Annotated in this window: 17 protein-coding genes and 1 tRNA gene; 4 read left to right on the top strand and 14 right to left on the bottom strand. The window is 36.6% G+C overall.

Going from position 1 to position 23,256, the window contains the following annotated elements; genetic code table 11:
* Nucleotides 1-95: 95 nt before the first annotated feature.
* From tuf to surE, 4 genes are all read right to left on the bottom strand, one after another.
* On the bottom strand, nucleotides 96-1,289 hold the full coding sequence (tuf, locus tag BQ5371_RS03210; protein WP_071132502.1) for an elongation factor Tu: 1,194 nt from the start codon (nucleotides 1,287-1,289) through the stop codon (nucleotides 96-98).
* Between the two features lie 37 nt (nucleotides 1,290-1,326).
* Nucleotides 1,327-1,403, bottom strand: a tRNA-Thr gene (locus BQ5371_RS03205).
* A gap of 71 nt (nucleotides 1,404-1,474) precedes the next feature.
* Nucleotides 1,475-2,713, bottom strand: coding sequence for an MFS transporter (locus BQ5371_RS03200; protein WP_071132501.1), 1,239 nt, complete (start codon nucleotides 2,711-2,713; stop codon nucleotides 1,475-1,477).
* Nucleotides 2,714-2,840: 127 nt separating this feature from the next.
* Nucleotides 2,841-4,379: a 5'/3'-nucleotidase SurE gene (gene surE, locus BQ5371_RS03195; RefSeq protein ID WP_071132500.1), complete on the bottom strand. Its 1,539-nt coding sequence runs from the start codon at nucleotides 4,377-4,379 to the stop codon at nucleotides 2,841-2,843.
* A gap of 153 nt (nucleotides 4,380-4,532) precedes the next feature.
* Between surE and BQ5371_RS03190 the strand changes: the two genes are divergently transcribed.
* A complete protein-coding gene (locus tag BQ5371_RS03190; RefSeq protein ID WP_071132499.1) occupies nucleotides 4,533-5,303 on the top strand; it encodes a biotin--[acetyl-CoA-carboxylase] ligase in 771 nt (256 codons plus the stop codon).
* Between the two features lie 77 nt (nucleotides 5,304-5,380).
* On the opposite strand, the gene BQ5371_RS03185 is transcribed toward BQ5371_RS03190, so the two are convergent.
* From BQ5371_RS03185 to BQ5371_RS03170, 4 genes are all read right to left on the bottom strand, one after another.
* On the bottom strand, nucleotides 5,381-5,812 hold the full coding sequence (locus BQ5371_RS03185) for a DUF4854 domain-containing protein (RefSeq protein WP_071132498.1): 432 nt from the start codon (nucleotides 5,810-5,812) through the stop codon (nucleotides 5,381-5,383).
* A gap of 28 nt (nucleotides 5,813-5,840) precedes the next feature.
* Complete coding sequence (thrS, locus tag BQ5371_RS03180; protein WP_071132497.1) at nucleotides 5,841-7,661, bottom strand: threonine--tRNA ligase; 1,821 nt, start codon at nucleotides 7,659-7,661, stop codon at nucleotides 5,841-5,843.
* Nucleotides 7,662-9,062, bottom strand: a complete 1,401-nt coding sequence (pdxR, locus tag BQ5371_RS03175; RefSeq protein WP_071132496.1) for a MocR-like pyridoxine biosynthesis transcription factor PdxR — start codon at nucleotides 9,060-9,062, stop codon at nucleotides 7,662-7,664.
* A 296-nt stretch (nucleotides 9,063-9,358) separates the two neighbouring features.
* The gene (locus BQ5371_RS03170; protein WP_071132495.1) at nucleotides 9,359-10,372 is read right to left on the bottom strand and encodes an FAD:protein FMN transferase; all 1,014 of its coding nucleotides are present in this window, start codon (nucleotides 10,370-10,372) and stop codon (nucleotides 9,359-9,361) included.
* 68 nt (nucleotides 10,373-10,440) lie between these two features.
* On the opposite strand from BQ5371_RS03170, the gene BQ5371_RS03165 reads away from it, so the two are divergent.
* Nucleotides 10,441-10,818 carry a NusG domain II-containing protein gene (locus BQ5371_RS03165; RefSeq protein ID WP_071132494.1) on the top strand — a complete coding sequence of 126 codons (378 nt, stop codon included), beginning with the start codon at nucleotides 10,441-10,443 and terminating at the stop codon, nucleotides 10,816-10,818.
* Nucleotides 10,819-10,821: 3 nt separating this feature from the next.
* Nucleotides 10,822-11,331, top strand: a complete 510-nt coding sequence (locus tag BQ5371_RS03160) for a Gx transporter family protein (protein WP_071132493.1) — start codon at nucleotides 10,822-10,824, stop codon at nucleotides 11,329-11,331.
* Nucleotides 11,332-11,522: 191 nt separating this feature from the next.
* On the opposite strand, the gene BQ5371_RS03155 is transcribed toward BQ5371_RS03160, so the two are convergent.
* Nucleotides 11,523-15,290, bottom strand: coding sequence for an SHIRT domain-containing protein (locus BQ5371_RS03155; RefSeq protein ID WP_071132492.1), 3,768 nt, complete (start codon nucleotides 15,288-15,290; stop codon nucleotides 11,523-11,525).
* Nucleotides 15,291-15,593: 303 nt separating this feature from the next.
* On the opposite strand from BQ5371_RS03155, the gene BQ5371_RS03150 reads away from it, so the two are divergent.
* On the top strand, nucleotides 15,594-16,871 hold the full coding sequence (locus tag BQ5371_RS03150) for an IS110 family RNA-guided transposase (protein WP_071132107.1): 1,278 nt from the start codon (nucleotides 15,594-15,596) through the stop codon (nucleotides 16,869-16,871).
* A 408-nt stretch (nucleotides 16,872-17,279) separates the two neighbouring features.
* Here BQ5371_RS03150 and BQ5371_RS03140 read toward each other — a convergent pair whose 3' ends face one another.
* The 5 genes from BQ5371_RS03140 to BQ5371_RS03120 all read right to left on the bottom strand — a co-directional run bounded on the left by BQ5371_RS03140 (nucleotide 17,280) and on the right by BQ5371_RS03120 (nucleotide 23,256).
* The gene (locus BQ5371_RS03140; protein ID WP_071132490.1) at nucleotides 17,280-18,938 is read right to left on the bottom strand and encodes a Cna B-type domain-containing protein; all 1,659 of its coding nucleotides are present in this window, start codon (nucleotides 18,936-18,938) and stop codon (nucleotides 17,280-17,282) included.
* A 285-nt stretch (nucleotides 18,939-19,223) separates the two neighbouring features.
* Entirely contained in the window at nucleotides 19,224-20,642 is a 1,419-nt protein-coding gene (locus BQ5371_RS03135; protein WP_071132489.1) for an LPXTG cell wall anchor domain-containing protein, read from the bottom strand.
* Nucleotides 20,643-20,750: 108 nt separating this feature from the next.
* Nucleotides 20,751-21,551 (bottom strand): putative ABC transporter permease, encoded by an 801-nt coding sequence (locus tag BQ5371_RS03130; protein WP_071132488.1) that lies wholly within the window; start codon nucleotides 21,549-21,551, stop codon nucleotides 20,751-20,753.
* 205 nt (nucleotides 21,552-21,756) lie between these two features.
* A complete protein-coding gene (locus BQ5371_RS03125) occupies nucleotides 21,757-22,662 on the bottom strand; it encodes an RnfABCDGE type electron transport complex subunit B (RefSeq protein WP_071132487.1) in 906 nt (301 codons plus the stop codon).
* A 15-nt stretch (nucleotides 22,663-22,677) separates the two neighbouring features.
* Entirely contained in the window at nucleotides 22,678-23,256 is a 579-nt protein-coding gene (locus BQ5371_RS03120; protein ID WP_334292579.1) for an electron transport complex protein RnfA, read from the bottom strand.

The following is a 23,256-nucleotide window of genomic DNA, read 5'->3' as shown; positions in this document are numbered from 1 at the left end:
GCTTTCTAACTTTTGGGGTGCACTTCATTTATGACTCTATTCGTATAAATCTTTTGTATTTAATGTATTTATTGTATCTAATGGTTCCTATAAGATTATTCGATAATCTCTGTTACTACTCCTGATCCTACTGTTCTTCCTCCCTCTCTTATAGCAAATCTTAGTCCTTCTTCTATTGCTATTGGAGTTATCAGTCTGATGTCCATTACTACATTATCTCCTGGCATGCACATCTCTGTTCCTTCTGGTAACTTTAGATCTCCTGTTACATCTGTTGTCCTGAAGTAGAACTGTGGTCTATATCCATTGAAGAATGGTGTGTGTCTTCCGCCTTCTTCCTTCTTTAGTACATATACCTGTCCCTTGAACTTTGTATGTGGCTGGATTGTTCCCTTTGCTGCAAGTACCTGTCCTCTTTCGATCTCATCTCTCTGCACTCCTCTTAGTAGTGCTCCGATGTTATCTCCTGTCTCTGCCTTGTCCAATGTCTTCTTGAACATCTCTACTCCGGTTACTACTACCTTCCTCTTTTCTTCTGTGAGTCCGACTAGTTCTACCTCTTCGCCTACTTCGAGTGTTCCTCTCTCTACTCTTCCTGTTGCTACTGTTCCTCTTCCTGTTATTGAGAATACATCCTCTACCGGCATTAGGAATGGCTTGTCATTATCTCTTTCTGGCTCTGGTATGTATGAGTCTACTGCTTCCATTAGCTCTACTACCTTGTCTCCCCACTCGCCTGCTGGATCTTCTAGTGCCTTTAGGGCTGATCCTCTGATGATTGGTGTATCATCTCCTGGGAACTCGTACTCGTCTAGTAGCTCTCTTACTTCCATCTCTACTAGGTCTAGTAGCTCCTCGTCATCTACCATGTCGCACTTATTTAGGAATACGATTATATATGGTACTCCTACCTGTCTTGATAGCAGGATATGCTCTCTTGTCTGTGGCATTGGTCCATCTGTTGCTGCACATACTAGGATTGCTCCGTCCATCTGTGCTGCTCCTGTTATCATGTTCTTTACATAGTCTGCGTGTCCTGGGCAGTCTACATGTGCATAGTGTCTATTTGGTGTTTCATACTCTACATGGGATGATGAAATCGTGATTCCTCTTGCCTTCTCTTCTGGTGCCTTGTCTATCTGGTCGAAGGCTACATCTGTTCCCATTCCATATCTATTGTGTAGTACCTTTGTGATTGCCGCTGTTAGCGTTGTCTTTCCGTGGTCTACATGTCCTATTGTACCGATATTAATATGCGGTTTGGTCCTTTCAAATTTCTCCTTTGCCATTTTTTCCCTCCTAGATTATAAAATCTCTTAATAAAGCTGGAGCTGTTGAGCAGACTCGAACTGCCGAACCTCTTCCTTACCAAGGAAGTGCTCTACCGACTGAGCTACAACAGCATATATCATCGAACTTACGCACAGACCGATGATACAATAAATACCCTTTAATGTCAAGAAATCCAGCTATCCTACTTTTTCTTATTGCTTGCTTTTAAGAAAAGCACGCAGAATACAATTGACACTACTGAAAACGCGATAATCGAGTAGAAATTCGTGTCATATTTTCCAGCTGCAGCATCTAGGAGTTTTGATGAAACCATCGGTCCTATTATGGCTGCTGGAATTATTGCGAAATTAGCTATCGAAAAATTAGTTGAGTAATCCCTTGGTCCAAATGTCTTATTAGTATAAGCCGCCGTAATAGTTGGCATTCCTCCATATGCAAGGCCTGCACATATTAGCCCAAATACCACTATTATAAGAGAATCCGCTAAGGCAGCAACAGATAACAGTACTCCTGCAGCGAGCATCAGAACCATATTGCATAACGAAGTTAGCTTGGTACCATTTCTGTCAAAATTAGAACCTGCAAATATTCTTCCTGCTCCGTTGAAAAGTGATATTATGAGTCCAAGCACCGCTGGGCCTCCGAAAGCAAGAGAAATGTTTGCCGCACTATTTATTACGAGAAGTGCTGCAGAATTTAGAAGAATTGCCCAAATCATAAAATACCAGAATTTTCCTGTTTTTATCATCTCGGTTGGAGAATAATTATTAACAGCTTCATCTGTCGCTTTGCTCTTTTCGCTCTCCTTATTCTCGATATTCTCTCTAGGTGCAGGCGACTTGATTATGATAGCTCCTACGACCATGCAAATTGCAATTGCAATTGCTAATATTCCGAATGTATTAGCTATTCCATCTATTTCAATAAGCTTGCTTACAACGCTTCCCAGTGCTAATCCGCCAAGGCCAAATCCCATGAGCATTATTCCAGATGCTAGTCCAACCTTATCGCTGAACCACTGAGTTACTGTAACTATTACAGCATTGTATCCAAGGCCAACTCCTGCACCACCAAACACTCCATAGAAAATATATATCATCTTGAGGCTTAGCTCCTGATTGTCAGGCTGTAATCTCGATGCTCCAAAAAATCCAACAAAGAGAAGAATCGCCGCAATAATCAATCTAATTTTTACGCTAAGCTTCTTTGTCAAAATTCCGCCGATAAACCCACCGATACAAAACATTATCATTGAAATTGTAAATGTCAGCGAAATCTGTGCCACCGTCCAGTCTGTATATATTTCGCTTAGTGGAACCTTGAAGATTGACCACGCGTAAATCAGTCCTAGGAACAATAGCATCACTGTTCCTACAGCTAGATATAACCACCTGTTTCCACTATTTGCTTCTTTTTTCATTAAACCCCTCCTAGTTTTACACTTTAAAAATTATTCCTTGATTAAAATTATTTATTAAAAATATTTATTAAAATTCTTCATGAAATTTATAAATGTTAATTATCTCGATATTCGATATTACAATATATTATTCTTCAAATGAGTCTGGAATGATACGCTCCGCTGGTTCAGGCATATATCCATAAGTATTGTCTTTTTTTCGAGATATATTTACAAATTCTTCATCTCTACCTTCTATATGTTTTATATATTCATCTTCCTTATATTCCATATTTTTTTGCTTAATCTCAAATATATTTTCATCGCTATCCTCTTTTGCGATTATATCATCTGAAGGCTCTTTATCATACTCCGCATTTATTATCTTTAGAAGTTCCTCTATATTTTCATGATTTGTTGTACCAATTATGCTATAGATAAATGCTTCATAGGTCATTATCATGCAACCAGCCTTAGACAGAAAATCCATAGCAACTTTGAAATCTTCCTCACTTCTTGATGAAGAGCAATCGCTTAGAACTATTACCTCAAACCCTCTTTTGATAAAGCCTAAGGCTGTCTGTAAAAGGGAAACATGGGCTTCAAGTCCCGATATTACAATCTTACTTCCCGCTCTTGGGATTAAATCTTGATAAAAACCGTCAATGTCAAAGAGGTCAAAATTAACTGTATCTACCTTCTTTCCCTTGGAAAATAACTTGCTAAGTTCATCAGGAATATCACCTAGGTCGCCCGCAAAATGCTTTGAATAGATGATTTTTAAATTCAAAATATCCGCACATTTTGCAAGCCTTTTCGTCCTATCAATAATCTCATTGCTATTTTTAATTCTGTCAATCAATTTCTCCTGATAATTCATGAATAGACAGATTGCATTTTTTTCATTTAATTTATTTATCTTTATCAGCGATTCGTAATCTGTTGCATCTACCTTTATCGGTGTAATTGTCGCATATCCTCCCGCGATTGCACCTAGGTCAATCTCCTCATCTGTCCCGCTGAAATCCATGAGTTTACCCTCGTATTTGTATTCTGCCTTTCTATCCGGATAAATGCTTTCGCCGTTCTCAGGATTGCTTGGTGAAGATATTATAAATCTATCAAGGAAACTCCTAGGTCCCGATGAAACCATCTTCACTCCTTTTATCTTCCACTTAGGGAGATTTGGCGAGTTTACATTTAAAACGACATCCTTGGGAAGCTCTTTTGAAATTTCAAGTATTTCAGGAATCATATCAAGTATAAATTCAAATTCCGTTGCCTCATGACTGAATACGGACATCGCTACCGACCTTATACCGCTCATAGCTCCTTCCATAGCTGCCCCCATTGTGCCTGAATACCTTATGTCCGTTCCGCCGTTCGCACCGTGGTTAACACCGCTGAACACATAATCTATATCAATATTGTGATCTTTTGTCCACTGAATCCCAAATTTTATGCAATCTGCAGGCGTTCCACTGCAACTGAAAGAAGCAACCGTACCATCTATTTCTACCGGCTCTACACTTATAGGTTTTCTAAGGGTCATAGACTGGCTCATGCAACTCCTCTGGTCTGACGGAGCACACACATATACCTCGCCATAAAGCGAAAGCCTCTTGATGAGGGATTGTATGCCTAAAGCATTAATTCCGTCGTCATTAGCTACAAGAAATTTATTCATATGTTAAAATACCTCCTGCAAAGCTAGTTAAATATATTATCAATTGTGATTTTGTCATTATGAGGCATGATAATATTCTTTGTATTTTATCATATCTATGGGTTATAATAATAGGCATATTACATATAAAAATTATTGGAGGATATTAATATAATGGAAAATAGCAAATTTAATTATGTCACTATGCCGTCGATTGATTCTACAAATAATTATGCAAAATTTTTTATTGAACGAAATCTCTCTATCGACAAGCCTTTAATTCTCACTTCTAAAAGGCAGACTGATGGCAAAGGTCGATATGGCAAAAAGTTCTTTTCTCCGGAGGGTGGATTATATATGTCCTACCTATTTGAAATTACCAGCGAGGAAGACCTAGATTATATTAATTATATAACTCCGATTACTGCACTTTTGGTAAAGCGTGCTGTAGAAAAATTTACTAAAGAAGAAATTTCAATAAAATGGGTAAATGACATCTACTCAAATGGTAAAAAGGTAGGCGGAATTTTGACTGAATTTGAGCAGACCAATATTGGAACTTCATATGTGATAATAGGAATTGGGCTAAATTGCAATATAAGCGAGCGTGACCTGCCTTTGCCTGACGAGTTAAAAGATGAGATCGGTTTTCTCCATATTTATGATTTAGATGGCCTTAGAGATGAAATCGCAAATGCCCTTTATGAGGTCTTCCCATTCAAAGAGAATTTTGACCACAAAATTTATCTTGATGAGTATAGAGAGAACTGCACTACCTTGGGCAAAAAAATAGCTGTGGAGTACCGCAGTGGCACCACACAGCGTGGAATAGCATCGGATATTGATGACGATTTCAGGCTAATTATCAAAGATGAAGATAGCAATGAATTGACACCTCTTTCATCTGTAGAAGCTTCGATAACAACACTGGATAAAATCGATTAAGATTTTTAAGGTATTATTTAAAGAATTATTTTAAGGTATTATATTATTATATGATGCCTTTTTTATATGATACCTTTTTAATATGTTTTTGACGCTACTTCATTTCCGTCATACATATAGATCATCTTGACTTTTATTCCCTTTATCCCTGTCTTATCTTCGATATTTGAAATCTGTAGCTTGCAATTTTTCTCAGCTTCCTTGCTTTCGAGAGATTCTTGCAAGCTATTTTTTGCAAAATCATCGAAATTCTTATCTCCTAAGACCTTTTTAGTATCATATTTATATATTATTGTATTCTTTTCAACCGTCATCTGAACATCGCCCTTGTTGAGATTCTCAATTTCCCTTTGCGTTGATGGATGAGATTTAATATATTTTTCAAGCGACTTTGGCTTCTTATTCATGGAAATAATGGATATTACCGCCAAGATTAGTATTATAAAAAGAAGCACGCAGAGTATTTTTTGATACTTATTAAAATTTTTTATCTTCTCATTAATCTGCATATCTTTTCCTCACAGCTAAGGTTTTATTTTAAGCTTCGTCAATCAGCTCTAAAGCGTGTTCCTTATTCATCTTTATGCACATTTCTATGAATTTCTCAAGTGGAATATTTTGAATCTGTTTATTTCCGCCTCGCATATTTAGAGATATAGTACCCTCTCCTGCCTCTTTGTCACCTAGAACTGCAACATATGGAGTTAAAGCGTGTTTGAAATGCTTAATCTTATCTCTCATATTGCTATCGCTATAATCAGCTTTGACCCTTATGCCATGTTCCATTAGTATATCCTGAATTTTTTTCGCATACTCATTATGTGATTCTCTTATAGGAACAATTCCAACCTGAACAGGGGAAAGCCAGAAAGGAAAAGCTCCCTTAAAATTCTCTGTAAGTATACCGATAAATCTCTCAAAAGAACCGAATATCGCTCTATGTATCATTACCGGCTCTTTATACTTTCCGTCGGAATCAGTGTATTTGCAATCGAAGCTATGCGGAAGGAGGAAGTCGAGCTGAATTGTTCCCATCTGCCATTCTCTGCCAAGTGCGTCTTTCATCTGAAGGTCAATCTTTGGACCGTAGAAAGCTCCATCTCCTTCGTTAATCTCATAATTTCCCTCTCCATATGTCTTATCGAGGATTGCTCTTAGGTCGTTTTCTGCTCTCTCCCATGTCGCCAAATCTCCCATATGGTCTTCTGGCATTGTAGAAAGCTCCACCCTATATGAAAGACCGAAGGTGCTATATAACTCATCGCAGATAGACATGATGTCCTTAATTTCTTCTGCAATCTTATCTTCCGTTGTTAAAATATGAGCGTCATCCTGTCTGAACTGCTGAACTCTGAACAGACCATTGAGCTCCCCGCTCTTTTCTCTCCTATGTATTACATCTGTCTGGCTTATCCTAATAGGTAAATCCTTATAACTTCTGAGCTCGTGTTTGTACACATTGATAGCGTTAGGGCAGTTCATAGGCTTCATCGCATAGAGTTTGCTCATGTCCTCTTCTTCAAAGCTTACCGCATTTGGATCATCTTCATTCTCTCTAGCTTCCGGAACGAGGAACATATTCTCCTTATAATGTCCCCAGTGTCCTGATGTTTCCCATAATACCTTATTGCTTAGCACCGGTCCTGATATTTCTTGATAACCATGTCTGTCGTGCACATTTCTCCAATATGTAAGGAGTGCATTGAAAACTTTCCAGCCATTAGGAAGCCAGTATGGCATTCCGGGAGCTGATGGGTGGAACATGAATAATCCGAGTTTTGGTCCTATTTTCTTATGGTCTCTCTCCTTAGCTTCTTTTATTAGATTAAGGTGGTCTTTAAGCTGTTTTTTGTCAGGAAAAGCATATACATATACCCTCTGCAGTTGTTCTCTATTTTCATCTCCTCTCCAGTATGCTCCGGATACCGATTTTATCTTATATGCTATCGAGAGAAGTTCTGCAGAATTGTTTATATGAGGCCCTGAGCATAGATCCATGAAATCATCGCCCGTCTTGTATATAGTAATCGTCTCATCGTCAGGCAAATCATTAGTAAGCTCAACCTTAAATTTCTGGTCTTTGAACATCTCTAAGGCTTCTTCCTTAGTCACGATAATCCTAGTCCAGTCCTCTTTTCTTAGCATTATCTCTCTCATCTTATCTTCGATGCTCTTAAAATCATCTTCAGTCAAAGCCCTTGGAAGCTCGAAGTCATAATAAAAACCATCTGCAATCTGTGGTCCTATTGCAATTTGAACCTTATCTTTTCCAAAAATCTCCATTACCGCTTTCGCCAAAATATGCGATGCCGAGTGGCGGTAAATTTCCAAAAAATCTTCTCTATTTAATTTATCCATCTATTTCACCTCTTCCATTTTTCTCTTAGTTGTATGTATATATTGTCTAATGAGTATTTTTAGCATCGTTTCAGAAACCCTGTAAAAGTAGAAGCAAAGAACTTTTGTATCAGGCGTGCAAAGCTCCTTGACGGGCTCCATTAACATTCCATTTCTATTCGCAATCTCTGCCAAATCTTCTGCTTTAATCTTAGTCTTAACTCTAAGCATCAAAGAAATTCCTGACTTTGAATCTATTGGCGAAAATATGCCGTCGCCATATTCATTAAATAATTTCATTGCCGTCTTTAACTTAGATGCGTATATCTTCCTGCATTTTTTTATAGTCCTAGTGTAATATCCAGCCTGCATATATATGGCTAGGCAGAGCTGTTCGGTTTTTGAGCAGGTCTGAGTAAAGCGATCCTTTAATCTGTTAAAGTCTTCCATTAAATTCCTAGGAAGAACCATATAGCTTATATTAATTCCGGCGAAAAGCGTTGTCGAAAAGGAGCCGAAATATATTACCCTCTCTCCATCACCAATCGTTTTCATCGGGGGGACAGGTTTTCCAAAATACCTTAGTTCACTGTCGTAGTCGTCCTCTATTATATATGAATCTGTCATTTTTGCCCATTTTATTAATTCAATTCTTGTTGAAACGGGCATTACAGTTCCTGTCGGGAAGTGGTTGGAGGGATTGACATATAGTATTCTCCTGTCAATTCCTAGGTCTGACGCATTTATCTCACCACTTATTCCAATCTTTGTCAGTTCAAGATTAGAATTTTCAAAAATCTCCTTAATCTTGTCATATCCCGGATATTCCATTGACGCTCTTCTTATGCCCCTGTCACTTAGGATTTTAATTATATAATTGGTAAGATTCTGCGTCCCTGCACCGATCACAATGTCGCTTGGCAAGCATGACATTCCCCTGCTCTCATTTAGGTAGCTTGCAATTTCTTCCCTTAAAATTTGCTCTCCTGCAGGCTCAGCCTCAAATCTTAGAAGATGAGAGTACTTGCTAAACACCTTATTCATCGACTTCTTCCACTTGTAAAAGTCAAAACTCTCCTCATCATATAGTAGCATCTGATCGGAATTCTTATCTAAAAGAGTAAAATCTTCATTGTCAGAAGAATCGTCTTTTTTTATTTTGTCTATGGTTGAAATTCCTGAATTTACATAATATCCCGACTTTGGCCTGCTCTCTATATATCCCTCAACTAGGAGCTGGTTATATGCAGATTCCACCGTCGTTATGCTTATATCATTATCCCTCGCAAGTGTCCTGAGCGAAGGCATCTTATCGCCGGAATTCATCACTCCAGACTCTATATCATTTCTAAATTTATCATAGACCTGCTCATACAATTTCTTATCTGAGTCAGAACTTAAATTAATAACTACCTTTTCCATCTATCCCTATTTTATACCTTTGTTTTTATTCTTTGTTTATACCGTTGTTTATGTCTTTATTTTATTTATATATGTTTTTTAATTATTTATCTAGATTTTTATACTTCCTACATTTAGTTTCTCTAATTTTCTCTAATTTTCTCTAAAATCTCGAAATTTCTCTAATTTTTTCGAAATTACTCTGAAAAACTCTAAATTTCTCTGATTTTCTCTAAAAAGCTCTAAAAATCTCTAATCTGTTACTATATTAATAAGATTTTCTAATAATTATAAGATATACAGGCATCAATCTCAAGTCAATTGTCTATCTTCATGCCCTTTGATTTCTTTATCTCCTTGTTATGCAAGCAGAGAACTCCTTTCACATCTTCCCTGCTGTCCAAAAACTCGAGTGCAGATTCTGAACCCTTCATCAGGCAAATTGTGCTAAGTGCGTCTGCGTCCATTGAATGTCCATAGTCCATCACGAGGCTCGCTGAATCCAAATCTGTCTTAACAGGATAACCCGTCCTTGCATCTAAGACATGGTAGTATAAAACTCCGTCTTTTTCAAATTGCCTCTCATATACTCCGGAAGTTACAACAGTCTTATCGCTAACCTCGACCCTTCCAACAGTTTCACTTCGGTCGCTAAAAGGTTTTTCAACGCCTATAACGAAATTTTTTCCATCAGGCTTTTGTCCTATTGTAATTATATTTCCGCCAAGGTTAACAATCCCCGATTTTACTCCATTCTTTTTGAGCCTGTCAGCCAGCCTATCACCTATATATCCCTTTGCTATTCCGCCCAAATCAAGCTTTGCATCTGGGTCCTTTATCCTCACCATCTTACCCTCGATTTCTATATTTCTATAGTCTACATGGGTGAGTGCTTCCTCAAGCTCATTTTCTTTTGGCAGGGTGGGATTATCTGAATGAAAATTCCATAATGAGGTTACCGTCCCTATGCTTATGTCAAATGCTCCATCTGAGAGTTTGCCATATTCTATTCCTGCTTCTATGACATTAATAGCATCTTCTGAAACTTCCACCCAAGCTCCTTTGGAATTATTAATCTTGCTAATGTCGCTCGCATCAACTGTATTGCTCAAAGTCTTATCTAGTTTTCTACAGAGATCAAAGGCATCATCAATTGCAGATTTAGCTTTTTTATTGTCAAGTCCGCCCTCCATATCGTAGATTGAAATTTGGCAAACTGTATCCAGATAATATCCCTCATCTGAAATCGGTTCTATTTTATTACTATTACAACTCGTCTGTGTTATAATTATGAACGTTAAAATTAACAAAAGAGCAAGCTTTTTTTTCATAAATCATCTACCCCTAAATTAAAAATATAAAATGAATGTATTATTAGTATATACTAAGTATAAAACCTATGTTTAAAGAATTTTTCAAAAAATCTGATATTATATTGATGATTTCAATCATTATCGTCGGAATTGTCTCAAGCATATATATATCGCTCGGCAAGACTTCCGGTGATAGCATCGAGATTAAGGTTGATAATCACATTTACGGCGTCTATTCGCTAAATAAAAATAGGTCAATTGTTGTAAATGAAAATGGGAACAAAAACATAGTTAAAATCGAGGACGGTCACGCAAAGATGAGCTATGCTTCCTGCAAAAATCAGGTCTGTGTTCACCATTCATCTATTTCCAAGGTAGGCGAAAGCATAATCTGCTTGCCTAACAAGGTTATTATCAAAGTTAAGGGAGTATCAAAAGACGGCGTAGACGCGGTCTCCAATTAAATTATGCAGAGTAAAAATAATTCATATAATATCACAATAACTGCTCTTATGTCATCATTGGCATTAATATTTTCATATGTCGAAGCCATCATTCCATTTAACGCAGGTATACCCGGTGTAAAACTCGGCATAGCCAATATTGTCACAGTAATCGCCTTATATAAGCTTTCAATAAAACACGCTGGCATAGTAAGCTTTATAAGAATTATGGTAGCAGGTTTTCTCTTTAGCGGACTCTTCGGTGCGATTTATTCGCTTGCAGGTGCTACCGTTAGCTTGATTGGTATGATATTTTTAAAGAAAACGGGCAAGTTCAGCATTGCAGGGGTTAGCATGGCAGGCGGAGTTCTCCACAATCTGGGTCAGCTACTCGTCGCAAGCTTTCTAATAAAAGACCTCAGGATTTTCTTTTATTTTCCTATCCTTCTTTTTTCAGGGCTTGCCTCAGGAATAGCAATCGGAATAGCAGCCACGCTTATAATGAGAGTTCTTCCAAAAAATTTACATTTTTAATGCTCTAAAATCCTCTTGTAATATACTATTTTTATTTAATTTTAAATCTGACAATTATCAATTAAATTATATAATAACAGAGATTAGAAAAGAGCGTAGAAATTAAATCCTACGCTCTTTGTCTCTCTTGCTACTTTGGTATTTTTATACCTTGCTATTTTGGCTTGTATTTATTTTAGCCTCAAATCTTATTACCTATCTTGATTTGATTTCCTTTTTTTGAAGCTTACTGTAGCTCCAGCAGACATCATAAGCACTATTGACATAAAGAGTAGCTCGAGACCTTTGTCTCCGGTAGTTGGCTTGTCCTTAGAACTTGGATTATCTTTGCCATCTACTGCAGGCTTAGAATCTTTTTCAAATACCCATGTTCCAACTACATGTTCGTCCTTGTCTACTATCGTTACATCGCTCTTGTCGTAGCTCTTGAACTTCCATGTTCCCTTGTTTGTTTCATCTCTGAATGTTGCATCTGCTCCTGTTGGAACTGGTGATGTTACCTTGTCGCCTTTTACCTTTCCTGTCACAGGTTTCGGTGCCTTTCCTTTAAGTGCATCAGGTATCTCCATTCCTGCAGTTCCGCTCTTGTACTCATATGTTACATTGTGCTTGTTTGGTACAAATGTCCATTCTCCTACAAAGTTTACATCCGCGTTATCTATCTTTGCATCAACTTTTTCTGTAGTAGGGTCTTGGTCTATAAACTTCGTGAATTTCCACTTTCCGTCGTTTGCCTTGTCCTCTACTTCTCCTGGATTCTTTAATGCACCAGGTTCTACTACTGCTCTGTTCTTCTTTCCTGTCTCGGTTTCAGGTAGCTGTTTTTCTACCTCAGCTTTTATTCCTGCTGGGAACTCCTTAATGCTTGAATCCTTTGCTACCTTAAACTCGTGTGTTACCTTGTAGGTCTTTGGTGTGAATTTCCACTTACCGATAAACTCTACATCTTTTCCCTCTACCGTCTTTTCTCCCTTGTCGTAGCCAGTAAATGTCCATGTTCCCTCAGTTGTTTCTACGGTTGTCTTTGCAGGTGTTGTTGGATTTACCTTGCTTGCGTCTTTCTTTCCTGTCTGGTCGCTTGGTGTTAGTTTCTTTACTGCTTCCGGTAGCTCTACATTTGGATCTTCGCTCTCAAACTTATGCGTTACCTTGTAGGTCTTTGGTTCTGGGTCTTTTTCAAATACCCATGTTCCAACTACATGTTCGTCCTTGTCTACTATCGTTACATCGCTCTTGTCGTAGCTCTTGAACTTCCATGTTCCCTTGTTTTTTTCATCTCTGAATGTTGCTTCTTTTCCTTGTGGAACTGGTGATGTTACCTTGTCGCCCTTTACTTTATCTGGTACAGCTTCAGGTGCTTTTTTCTTTAGTTCATCAGGTAATTCCTTTCCCGGTGTTGCACTCTTGTACTCGTATGTTACCTTGTGCTTGTTTGGTACAAATGTCCATTCGCCTACAAAGTTTACATCCGCGTTATTTATCTTTGCATCAACTTTTTCTGTAGCAGGGTCTTGGTCTATAAACGCCTTGAATTTCCACTTTCCGTCGTTTGCCTTGTCCTCTACTTCTCCTGGATTCTTTAATGCACCAGGTTCTACTACTTCGCCGTTCTTCTTTCCTGTCTGCTCTTCTGGTAGCTGTTTTTCTACCTCTGTCTTTACTCGAGCTGGAAATTCCTTAATGCTTGAATCATTTGCTACCTTAAACTCATGTGTTACCTTGTAGGTCTTTGCTTTAACAAGTCCAAAGTCTTTTGTTAAATCTTTTTCTCCTGATTTCATTACAAAATTATCAGTTGTTTTAGGTTGATTATTGCTCATTCCATATCCGTCTGGAGCTACAATTTCAACTTTATATTCCCCAGGAGCCACTTCAAATAGGTATTTTCCACTCGCATCTGTAGTGGTTTTAATCTCTTTACCGTCCTTATCTTTTACAGGTCTACCATCTTTATCAAGAAGTTTTACTGTTACATCTTTTATAGGATTTTCTGTAGCATCTTGAACTCCATCATTGTTAGCATCATTCCATACATAGTCACCGATTTTTACTTTCTTTTCGGTATTTGTTATGACAATTTTAATATCATTTTCTAAATATGTTGCTAGATTTTCCCCACCAGAAATTTTAACGCTTCCATCTTCGCTCAATGTGAAAGAAGATGTTTCGATTGTTTTCTCTTTTTTAGTTGCAGGGTCAATAGCGGTAATCTTAAATACCTTACCATAATTACCTGCTTCAGTTATTTTATATGTTCCTGCCGTTTTAAGATCTCCAATTGCTAATGATTCACCATTTTTTATACTTGCTTTTTTTACATAATTAGAGCCATCTGGTCCTTTCAGTTCAATATTAAATGTTTCATCTGGGAATGCGGGATTTGCTCCATCAACTCCTTTTAGGTCTTTTTCTATAGTTAATTTAATTGGGTCAACTTCAGGAGAAATAGCTTCCGCAGTAGTATTATTTATTTCTTCTTCCTTGAACTTTTCTACTACTGTAACTTCTGTTTTGCCATTTGTATTAAGTGTCTTATCTCCACCTTTTTCCCAGCCGTCCTTCATTGTTAGGACATAGCTTAATTCTTCATAATAAACCTTATCAGACTCAGGAGCATTCTCGTCTTTTATCTGAGTTGGCTGGCCTATCTTCCAATCAATATGTCCATTATCTGTACCGTCCGCTGATTTTATATATTTTGCTTCGCCCTTAGTTGTCTTTATTTCTGTAGGCTCTGCAAAACCTTCCCCGATAATATCTTTTAGGCTTTCATCTATACTTTCTTCACCTTTTATTTGTTGTAAAATACTATCTATAGTTTTTTGGAAATTCTTTGATGAACTTGGGTAGAACTTATTAGGGCTTGCCATTCTCTTAAGATAGCCATTTGTCTCGTCATTGGTAACTAATCCAACTACATATAAGTCGTTAATATTACCTGCTTCTTTTATAGCATTGGCTTCTACTACTGTATTCTCTGGAATATCCCAATACATATAGCTTCCATTATTATCTATGCCATACATAGCATATTGAATATCACAGCCCCAGCCAATTCTATTTAAAATATTGCTTCGTCCTTCTTGGGTATTAGGATTTCCGTCAGAATAAATAAATGTAGATGCTGGTATCTTACCATTGGATACCCATGCATCCCTTGCCGCAAAATTAGAACCTAATTTACGAGTTCCATAACCAACGGTGTAATATCGCCCATTCTGTATATAATTTGTAGCCGTTGTTGTACTTCCATTAGAGGCATTTTGTACAGCATCATTATAGTATTGTGGGTAATCGCTTGTTGATTGTATATTGGTTCTCCATTCAAAGAAGTTCCCAAGACCACCCTCTTCCTTAGATAATTTCGCAATATCTACCTTGTACCCTACTGTTGGCTTACCATCAGTTACCAATACTACAACTCTATTCCTCTTGCCATCAGTATCTTGCTTCTTTAACTCACTCATTGCCTTGTCAGCTTCATGAAGAGCCATTTGAGTGAATGTTCCTCCTTGTGGCTTTATTGTGGTTAAAGAATTCTTTATATCTTCAGGATTTTGTGTAAAGCCTGTATGCTTAGTTAGTGATTCGTAAAAATTGTAATTAGCATATCCATATGAGTATGAATAAAGAGCTACTTTGTTTTCTTTATTTTGCTCTAAAACTCTATTGGTGAGTTCCTGTATACCAATCTTGGCATTTGTCATTCGTTGCTCATCAACGGGTACATTTTCTCTAACTGTACCATTCGCATCTCTTTCTCCGTCTGCCATTGAACCAGATCTGTCAAGCACAATCAGTACATCTGTAGGTTTTCGAACCGGATTATACTCGGCTCTTACTGTAACCTTCCATTTGTTGACCTCACCCTTTACTGGCTCTGCAGTTTTTACAATCTTTGATTCGCCATCTTTCAAAACTGTTTGCGTCGTTGTGACAGGTGCAGCGTTTACTGCCACAGGTAAAGAAACAAATATCGTGCTTGCTCATATACTAATAGTATAAGAACAGCTTTAAGCATAGTTCTTAAAAATGAACCTAATCATCTATGATAAAATTATAGATATTAGGGATGAAATGGGATTGTTTTATGTGCTTGCTGGGTTTCCAACTTAGGAATTACTCATTTGGTAGACTCCACCCTCATTCCATTGCCTTTCATCTTTTCGGTTGGTTAGGTTCATTCATTGATTACCTGTATAACTCGTGAGCCTGTTGTGGTTTTGGATTAACAGGGCATCCCAAATTATAGGAGGTATATTATGTCAGAAAAAATTGTTGTAGGAATTGATGTGAGTAAAGCTTTCAGTGATATCTGTATTCTATCACCTAATAATGACATCATCAAAAGACTTAAAATTTCTAATGATATTAATGGTATGAAGTCGCTCATCTATGTACTTGAAAAGGTAGAAGATGAGTACGAGGACAGAGCAGTAATTATCATGGAAGCTACTGCACACTATCATCAAATTTTAGCTAATTTTTTCCGTAAGCATAATTACGAAGTCATTGTAATTAATCCGATTCAAAGTGGAGCATTGAAAAATATCAATATCCGAAAAATTAAATCAGATAGAACAGATGCATATAATATAGCGTTGCTATATCGTATTAAGAATTACAACGAAACAATTACACATTCAGATACCGTTAACAGTATCAAAAAGCTTTGCAGACAGCATAAAGAATTGACGGATGAAATTGTGGAACACATCAACCGATTAATCGCTTTTTTAGATATTTCCTTTCCAGATTTCAAGAAAGTATTTGCGGATTTGCAAGGGAAAACACCTTTGTCTTTGCTTGAAAAATATCCTACTATACAGGAAGTCTTATCTCCTGAAAATAAGCAAGATATTATTCAACTGATAAAAGAAAATTCACATAAAAGCAGCTCCTATGCCGAAGTAAAATATGAAAAACTATTGAAAGCTGCTGAAAAATCTATTGAAGTTTGTATAGTAAGCCTTAGTTCAGCAGTACTTATTCAAACAACTGTGAGGGTTATTTTTAGTTTACAGGAAGCTTTGAAAGCAATCGATAATGAAATCAAAAGGCTATCACTTTTAGATGAAAAGTTTCATAAAGAAATAGTGCTTTTACAAAGTATTCCAGGAGTTGGAGAGTATACAGCATGTGTTGTTTTATCAGAGCTTGGAGATATATCCAATTTCTCGAAACCGAAAGAATTAGTTGCCTTCTTTGGCTTGGATCCAGGAGTAACCCAAAGTGGAACATACAATAGGAAAAACAATAAAATCTCTAAAAGAGGATCACCTCATGTTCGCTCAATTCTCCATATGCTGGCTAAATCTAATGTGTATCCAAATCGCAACAGAGAGTATTTAAATCCTGTTATGCGAGCTTATTTTGAAAAGAAGATAGCTGAAAAACCATACAAAGTTGTAATGTGTGCAATTATGCGAAAGATGGTTCAAATTATTTTTGCTGTCCTCAGAAATCAAAAATCATTTGAGTTAAGAACACCCGAAGAGCATCAAAAACTAATTCGAGAAAAGAGTAAGTTAGTCGCATAAACTATTAAAAGTGTTGCCTCAAAAAATGAAAGTGTATGAGGCTTGTTTGCTATGCACATTTTTAAGTTTTGTGACTTAAAAATTTTTAAAAAAATTTTTAAAATAACTATTGACTTCCTTAGTTGGTCTATTAGTGCATAGCTAAGTACTAATGCTAAAATTTTATTTGCTCTTTTCAATTTTCTTCTCCTTAGACATTTAATTCTAGATAAATATTTTATATTTTGCTTAATTGTATTATGCTCCACCCCCCCCCCGTATAATCAAGGGCAAATATCGTTTAATTTCTGTCACTTTAGGACTTTATTGCAAAAATTTTCGATACTTAAAATTCCAAATAAAAATGGAGCAGGGATCTTCCCATGCTCCACTAAAGTCTTGATTCATTTTTGCATTTTATCAATTCCTCTAATTTGATTTTTTCTTTTTCATGCTTATTGCTAGCCCTGCTATGCCTAAGCCTGCTATTCCCATGAATAACAATCCCATATCGCTATCTCCCGTCTTAGGGGAATCTTTCTTAGGCTTAATATTCTTATGGGTATTTGTTATAACGAATCCATCTTTCGCATTTCCAGTTATTTGCGTTCTATATTTTGCAGTTTTTTCTTCTTTTATCGTGTATTTAATTGTATTTCCATTCTCCTTCAATGGAAGATTTGTAAATACATCGTTCCAATTATTATCTTTATTTAACACAAGTGTCTTACCTGTATCTTTATCATTTGCATATAGTTTAATACTTATGCTATCAGGTCTATCACCATATTTGTTATTTTCATCTTTCCATACCTTTTTGATAGGTACTTCTGTATTTTCAAGCTGATTTACAAGCTGAACCTTATCGCTCTTTTTAATATCTACTCCATCTTCTTTCTCTTTTATTCCTGATAAACTGCTCATTTCTTTGCTAAAATAATTTTTATAAAATTCATCAGCAGATTTCTCATTGTTAAACATAAAGATAGTTGTTGCATTATCACCATAGCCAATAATATCGACTATAATATCCTTGTCTGCAATTGATAGATTTATACCCTCGGCTTGCTTTTCTTTTAATCTATATCTGAATATCTTATATTCACTTTTCTCATAAGCTTCATCACCATATTTTTCATTTAAGGCATTGCAGTGATTTTTGCTAAAATTGTGAGCTTCAATAGCTGGGAGCAAAGGTACTTCTATGGATTTAATATTCCCATCTTTATCATAAGTCTTATCTAATGCAATATGTCTAGTTGTTAGAGGCATAAAATATGTTACAGCAGGATTTGCAAAAAGTGTATACTCTTGTGTTACCTTAAAAGTACCATCCCTAAATTTTTCATTTCTATTTAAACACTCCGGTCTACCACCATAATTATCCTGAAAATCTCCGAGAAAATCGTACTGCGGATTGTTCGGGTTACTTGGATATTCTATACCTGTTTTCCATCCTATTACATCTTCCGTATCGTCATCACCGTCCCATTTTAATCCTCTTCCGGCTTTATCTTCTTCTCTAAGCAATTCTTTCTGTTTTTCATATGCCGTTTTTGCTTCTTCCTTATTTGCATAAATATAAGGTATAGCAGTTTCAAATTGTTCAGGATTTATTTTGCCTACCCTGCAGGTAAAGCAATGGTCTGATGACACTATTCTTCCCCATTCATGAAGAAAAGCATGGTCCATTAGTTCAGTTGAATCTCCGCATCTGTCTCCAGAGTCCCATGCTAATTTGACAAATTCTTTATCCACATAATCATTTGAACTAAAGGAAGTCTTATACGCATGATTGACAACACCTGGTACAACTTGTACCAATTGGTTATCTCCTTCATCATTTGGTTTATTGCCATACTCATAATATTTTGCATTTGCAGTTTTATCAGACACAAGCTCAAAGTTTAAAGTTCCGCTTATGTCCTTTCCCCTAAAATTGTCAAACTTAATAAGTTTAGTAAACCACGCTTGCTGTGCTACAAATTCATGTACATGCACATTATCACTAAGTAATGCACTTGATGGTACTACTGATATTACAAAAATGAAAATCAGCAGAAGCAATGATAATCTTTTAAGTTTCATAATTCCTCACCCCTATAAATTAATAAAAATATTTTTGCACAAAAAATCTCCGCACCATATCGGTTCGGAGATTTAATAACATATTAAATGATGCGTTCTTATTATTTAACGCTTGTCTGTCTGTCTGTCTGTCTGTCTGTCTGTCTGTCTGTCTGTCTGTCTGTCTGTCTCATAATTTTGCTTTTGCCTTTTCTTTTGTCAAGTTATTTTTGCAAATAGTTTAATTTCTTCTATTCAGAATTATATCACAAAATAATTAAATAATGTTGCATTTTATCAATTCTTCTAATTTGATTTTTTCTTTTTAATACTTATGGCTAGCCCTGCTATGCCTAAGCCTGCTATTCCCATGAATAACAATCCCATATCGCTATCTCCCGTCTTAGGGGAATCTTTCTTAGGCTTTTCTTCTGTATTAGTATTTGGCTTCTCCGGCTTAGGATCTTCATTATTCTTTGATTCGTTTATCAGCTGAACCTTATCGCTTTTCTCAACCTTGCCCCTTGTCTCAAGTAGGCTCACATCGTTCGATTCATTTTCAGCCAATCCTTTAAAAAATCTCTGGTAGAATGCGTCAGCGGATTTCTCATCTTCAAATACATATATTCCACAATCTGTGTCGGTCAATACTGGGTCGCCAAATGCTATGACATCGACTATTAGTTCTTTGCTAGGCAATTTAATTTCAACGCCATCTGCCTCTTTTTCTTTAAGCTTATATCTAAATATCTTATTATAAGCATAGTCGTGAGGATTGTCATAATTATCATTTAAATACTGATTGTGCTGTCCTATAAAATCATTTGCGTCTTTAGATGGAATTAAAGGCTTTTCTATGGACTCGATATTACCATTTGCATCGAATTTCTTATCTATCGCAATCGGTCTTGTTGTCATTTTTAAAAGGTAATTAACTGCTATATTATTATAAAAATTGAATTTATCAATTACCTTCATTGTGCCATCGCGAAAATCATCTTCAAAATTTAAACACTGCGAGCCAAAGTCATAAGCACCAAGGAAGTCATAGAGATGATCTTCTCCATTATATCCAAGCTCCCCAAAGTAACTCTTCCAGCCTATAACCCCCCCCGCTGAATCAGGATCCCCTGCCCAGTTACAACGAATGACTTCTTCATCTGATGCAAGCTCCTCTTTTTGACTATCATACATCTCTTTGGCTTCTTCTTCGCTAAGCTGTAAATCCTCATTTCTAAATTGCTCAGGATATAGCTTGCCAACTCTATAAGTTTGTTGATGATCTGATGTTTCAATTCTTCCCCATTCATGGATGAAGGAATGATTAAATAGATCCTCTGTGCTACCATTAAAGGCTCCTGATTGCCATGCTAAGTCATTAAATTTCTTATCAACATAATCATTTGAGCTGAAAGGAACTTTATATGTATGGTTAATAAGCCCCGGAACGACTTCGCATATTCTATCAAATCCGTCGTTATTTGGATCATCATTCTTTAAATATTTTTTGCCTGCGGTCTTATCCGGCACTAGTTCAAAATTAAGAGTTCCGCTAATATCCTTACCCTTAAAATTATCAAATTTGATAAGCTTGGTGAACCATGCTTGCTGTGCTATAGTCTCTGAGCAGTAAACATTGCCCTTCCCAATGCTTGCGTCAACCTTCATAGCTGGAATTAACAAGATTAATGAAAATAATAATATGGATAATTTCTTAAATTTCATGATGTTTCCACCTCGACTAATTGATTCTAAAATTGCAAATTTGTTAAATATAATAACTTAGGTTGAGAAATTATATCATATTCACACTATAAATTTCTATTTATTCTATTATTTTTTATATGTTTTCCTCAAATTTTCATCTATTTTGCTAATATATAATTCTTCTATCCTGTCGATTTCCTTTCGTAGGTTAGGGAAGGCTTTTAGCAACCTTCTCTCTTGAAAATCATTGAACCTATCCCAATTCTTTGAAAATCTGCCTTTTACATCTACATCTTTTCCCCTGCTCTTAATATCCTTTTCGATATCTTCAAGCCTGATAGTTCCCTCATAAATCTTTTCTCCAATATCATCTGATACCACTCTAAGTTCGCTATTAACCTTGTCTATTATCTTAAATCTCTTATTTAGACCTATCAAGGTGTTGAGCGTGCTTATGAAATCTATACAAATGATTATGGATAATATTATTAAAATATAAATTTTCGCTTTGTATGGGATTATATCTACCATTTTTTGAACAAGCGGGTGGTTTATATCATATAAAAATAGGCAGAGGAATCCCCATGCTATTGAAAATTCAAGGCATACATATCCACCAATATTAAATCTTCTATCGGAATAATCCCACCAATGCTTGTGAAAAATCTTATCTAACAAAAATCCGGTTATAAGTTCAATAACTGTTGTTATAAATATGGAACCCAGAAAAAGCATTAGCTTGTTACTGTCAGCAATACCCGATAGGAAGAATATTACTATAGCTGCTCCAACACCGTAGATTGGACATATTGGTCCATTCAAAAATCCTCTATTTATAAATTTGCCCGTCTTTATGCTCTGAAAACTTACTTCCAGCATCCAGCCTAGCGTTCCATATATAAAAAAATATAATAAGTAATTTTCCATTTCGATAACCTTTTTATAATCTTTAAATTCAATCTTCTATGTAAATCAATTTTTTAAGTATTTTGTAAGTCTTTTATGTAAATCTTTTTGACATTTTTTATATAATCGTGAGCATATTATATATGAAAAGAGGTGGTTTTAGAACCACCTCTTTTCATGCAAATTCACAAGTTATATATTAGATTATGTGATTGAAATTAAGTTTCTATGCTTCTTTTTCTTCCTTAGCAGCCTTGGCAGCTTTAGCAGCTTCGAGCTTTGCCTTTTTCTCTGCTTCAGCTTTTTTCTTTGCATTTATAACCATCTTTGCGTGCCTTGGATTAAAGCTATTTATAGCTCCTGTAGGACATACCGTTACGCACATTCCGCAGTTGACGCATTTCTCAGGATCAATCCTTGCTAGATTGTCTTCAACTACGATTGCTTCTTTACGGCATACCTTTACACACTTACCGCAGCCGATGCAACCATTGTCGCACTGCTTTCTTGTAACTCCACCCTTTTCTGTGTTCTGACATACAACATGAACATCTTGCTTATATGGGAAGAGTGCGATAAGTCCCTGTGGACATTCCTTAATACATTTTCCACACGCAACGCAGGTATCACGATTTACCTTAGCAACTCCATTAACTACGCCGATTGAATCAAATTCACAGACACTTACGCAGTCGCCAAGTCCAATACAGCCGTGTGAACAAGCCGAAACTCCGTTATAGAATGTCTTTGCTGCGGCACAGCTCATAAGACCTTGCCACTCAAGTGTTTTCTTTGAAGCGTCATTATCTCCATTACATCTTACAAATGCAACTTCCTTTTCTGCACCGCTTGCATCTCTACCGAGAATTTGCGAAATCTCAGCTGCTGCAGACTCACCGCCTACAGAGCATTTTGTGCAAGGAACGCTTTCATCTTCTGTAACTGCTGCCGCATAGTCATCGCAACCCGCAAATCCACAGGCACCGCAGTTAGCTCCCGGTAGAGCAGACCTTACTGCTGCAACTCTTTCATCTACCTTAACGAAGAATACCTTAGAAGCGATTACAAGAAGAACAGCTGCTATTATTCCAATTACTACTACCAGTATAACCGGTGTTACAACATTACCCATAGCTATTCCTCCTTTCTACGAAAACAAGCCTGAGAAACCCATGAATGACAACGAAAGAATTGTTGCACTTACAAGGATGAGAGGAATTCCCTTCCATGCGGCAGGTACACCGCTCTCGTCCCAGAGCTTCTCTTCACGAACGCCTGCGAACATTACCATAGCAACTAGGTAACCAAAACCTGCACCTGCTGCATTGGCAATTGACTGTGCTAATGTGTAATTATTGCTTATACTGAGTATTGTAGCTCCCAAAACTGCACAGTTAGTTGTAATTAGTGGAAGATATATACCAAGTGCTTTCTGAAGTGCTGGCATATATTTCTTCATAAACATCTCTACGAATTGTACAAGAGATGCGATTACTAGGATAAATACGATTGTCTGTAAATATCCAATGTCAAATGAATTTAATACCTGCTGAATAGGCCATGTTACAGCTTCAGCAAGCACCATTACAAAGATTACGGCTCCACTCATTCCAACTGCTGAATCCATCTTATTAGATACACCAAGGAATGAACAAATTCCTAGGAACTGCTGTAGTAGGAAGTTGTTAACCAAAATCATTGACATGAAAATTATTATAATCTTAAT

The sequence above is a fragment of the Alterileibacterium massiliense genome (assembly GCF_900104645.1).
Classification (GTDB): domain Bacteria; phylum Bacillota; class Clostridia; order Peptostreptococcales; family Anaerovoracaceae; genus Alterileibacterium; species Alterileibacterium massiliense.
This window is presented reverse-complemented; position numbering and strand designations above follow the sequence as displayed.

What these genes read in the sequence shown, in the direction of transcription:
- tuf (WP_071132502.1), bottom strand. Translation starts at nt 1,289, where the DNA reads ATGGCAAAGGAGAAATTTGAAAGGACCAAACCGCATATTAATATCGGT.
- BQ5371_RS03200 (WP_071132501.1), bottom strand. Translation starts at nt 2,713, where the DNA reads ATGAAAAAAGAAGCAAATAGTGGAAACAGGTGGTTATATCTAGCTGTA.
- surE (WP_071132500.1), bottom strand. Translation starts at nt 4,379, where the DNA reads ATGAATAAATTTCTTGTAGCTAATGACGACGGAATTAATGCTTTAGGC.
- BQ5371_RS03190 (WP_071132499.1), top strand. Translation starts at nt 4,533, where the DNA reads ATGGAAAATAGCAAATTTAATTATGTCACTATGCCGTCGATTGATTCT.
- BQ5371_RS03185 (WP_071132498.1), bottom strand. Translation starts at nt 5,812, where the DNA reads ATGCAGATTAATGAGAAGATAAAAAATTTTAATAAGTATCAAAAAATA.
- thrS (WP_071132497.1), bottom strand. Translation starts at nt 7,661, where the DNA reads ATGGATAAATTAAATAGAGAAGATTTTTTGGAAATTTACCGCCACTCG.
- pdxR (WP_071132496.1), bottom strand. Translation starts at nt 9,062, where the DNA reads ATGGAAAAGGTAGTTATTAATTTAAGTTCTGACTCAGATAAGAAATTG.
- BQ5371_RS03170 (WP_071132495.1), bottom strand. Translation starts at nt 10,372, where the DNA reads ATGAAAAAAAAGCTTGCTCTTTTGTTAATTTTAACGTTCATAATTATA.
- BQ5371_RS03165 (WP_071132494.1), top strand. Translation starts at nt 10,441, where the DNA reads ATGTTTAAAGAATTTTTCAAAAAATCTGATATTATATTGATGATTTCA.
- BQ5371_RS03160 (WP_071132493.1), top strand. Translation starts at nt 10,822, where the DNA reads ATGCAGAGTAAAAATAATTCATATAATATCACAATAACTGCTCTTATG.
- BQ5371_RS03150 (WP_071132107.1), top strand. Translation starts at nt 15,594, where the DNA reads ATGTCAGAAAAAATTGTTGTAGGAATTGATGTGAGTAAAGCTTTCAGT.
- BQ5371_RS03140 (WP_071132490.1), bottom strand. Translation starts at nt 18,938, where the DNA reads ATGAAACTTAAAAGATTATCATTGCTTCTGCTGATTTTCATTTTTGTA.
- BQ5371_RS03135 (WP_071132489.1), bottom strand. Translation starts at nt 20,642, where the DNA reads ATGAAATTTAAGAAATTATCCATATTATTATTTTCATTAATCTTGTTA.
- BQ5371_RS03130 (WP_071132488.1), bottom strand. Translation starts at nt 21,551, where the DNA reads ATGGAAAATTACTTATTATATTTTTTTATATATGGAACGCTAGGCTGG.
- BQ5371_RS03125 (WP_071132487.1), bottom strand. Translation starts at nt 22,662, where the DNA reads ATGGGTAATGTTGTAACACCGGTTATACTGGTAGTAGTAATTGGAATA.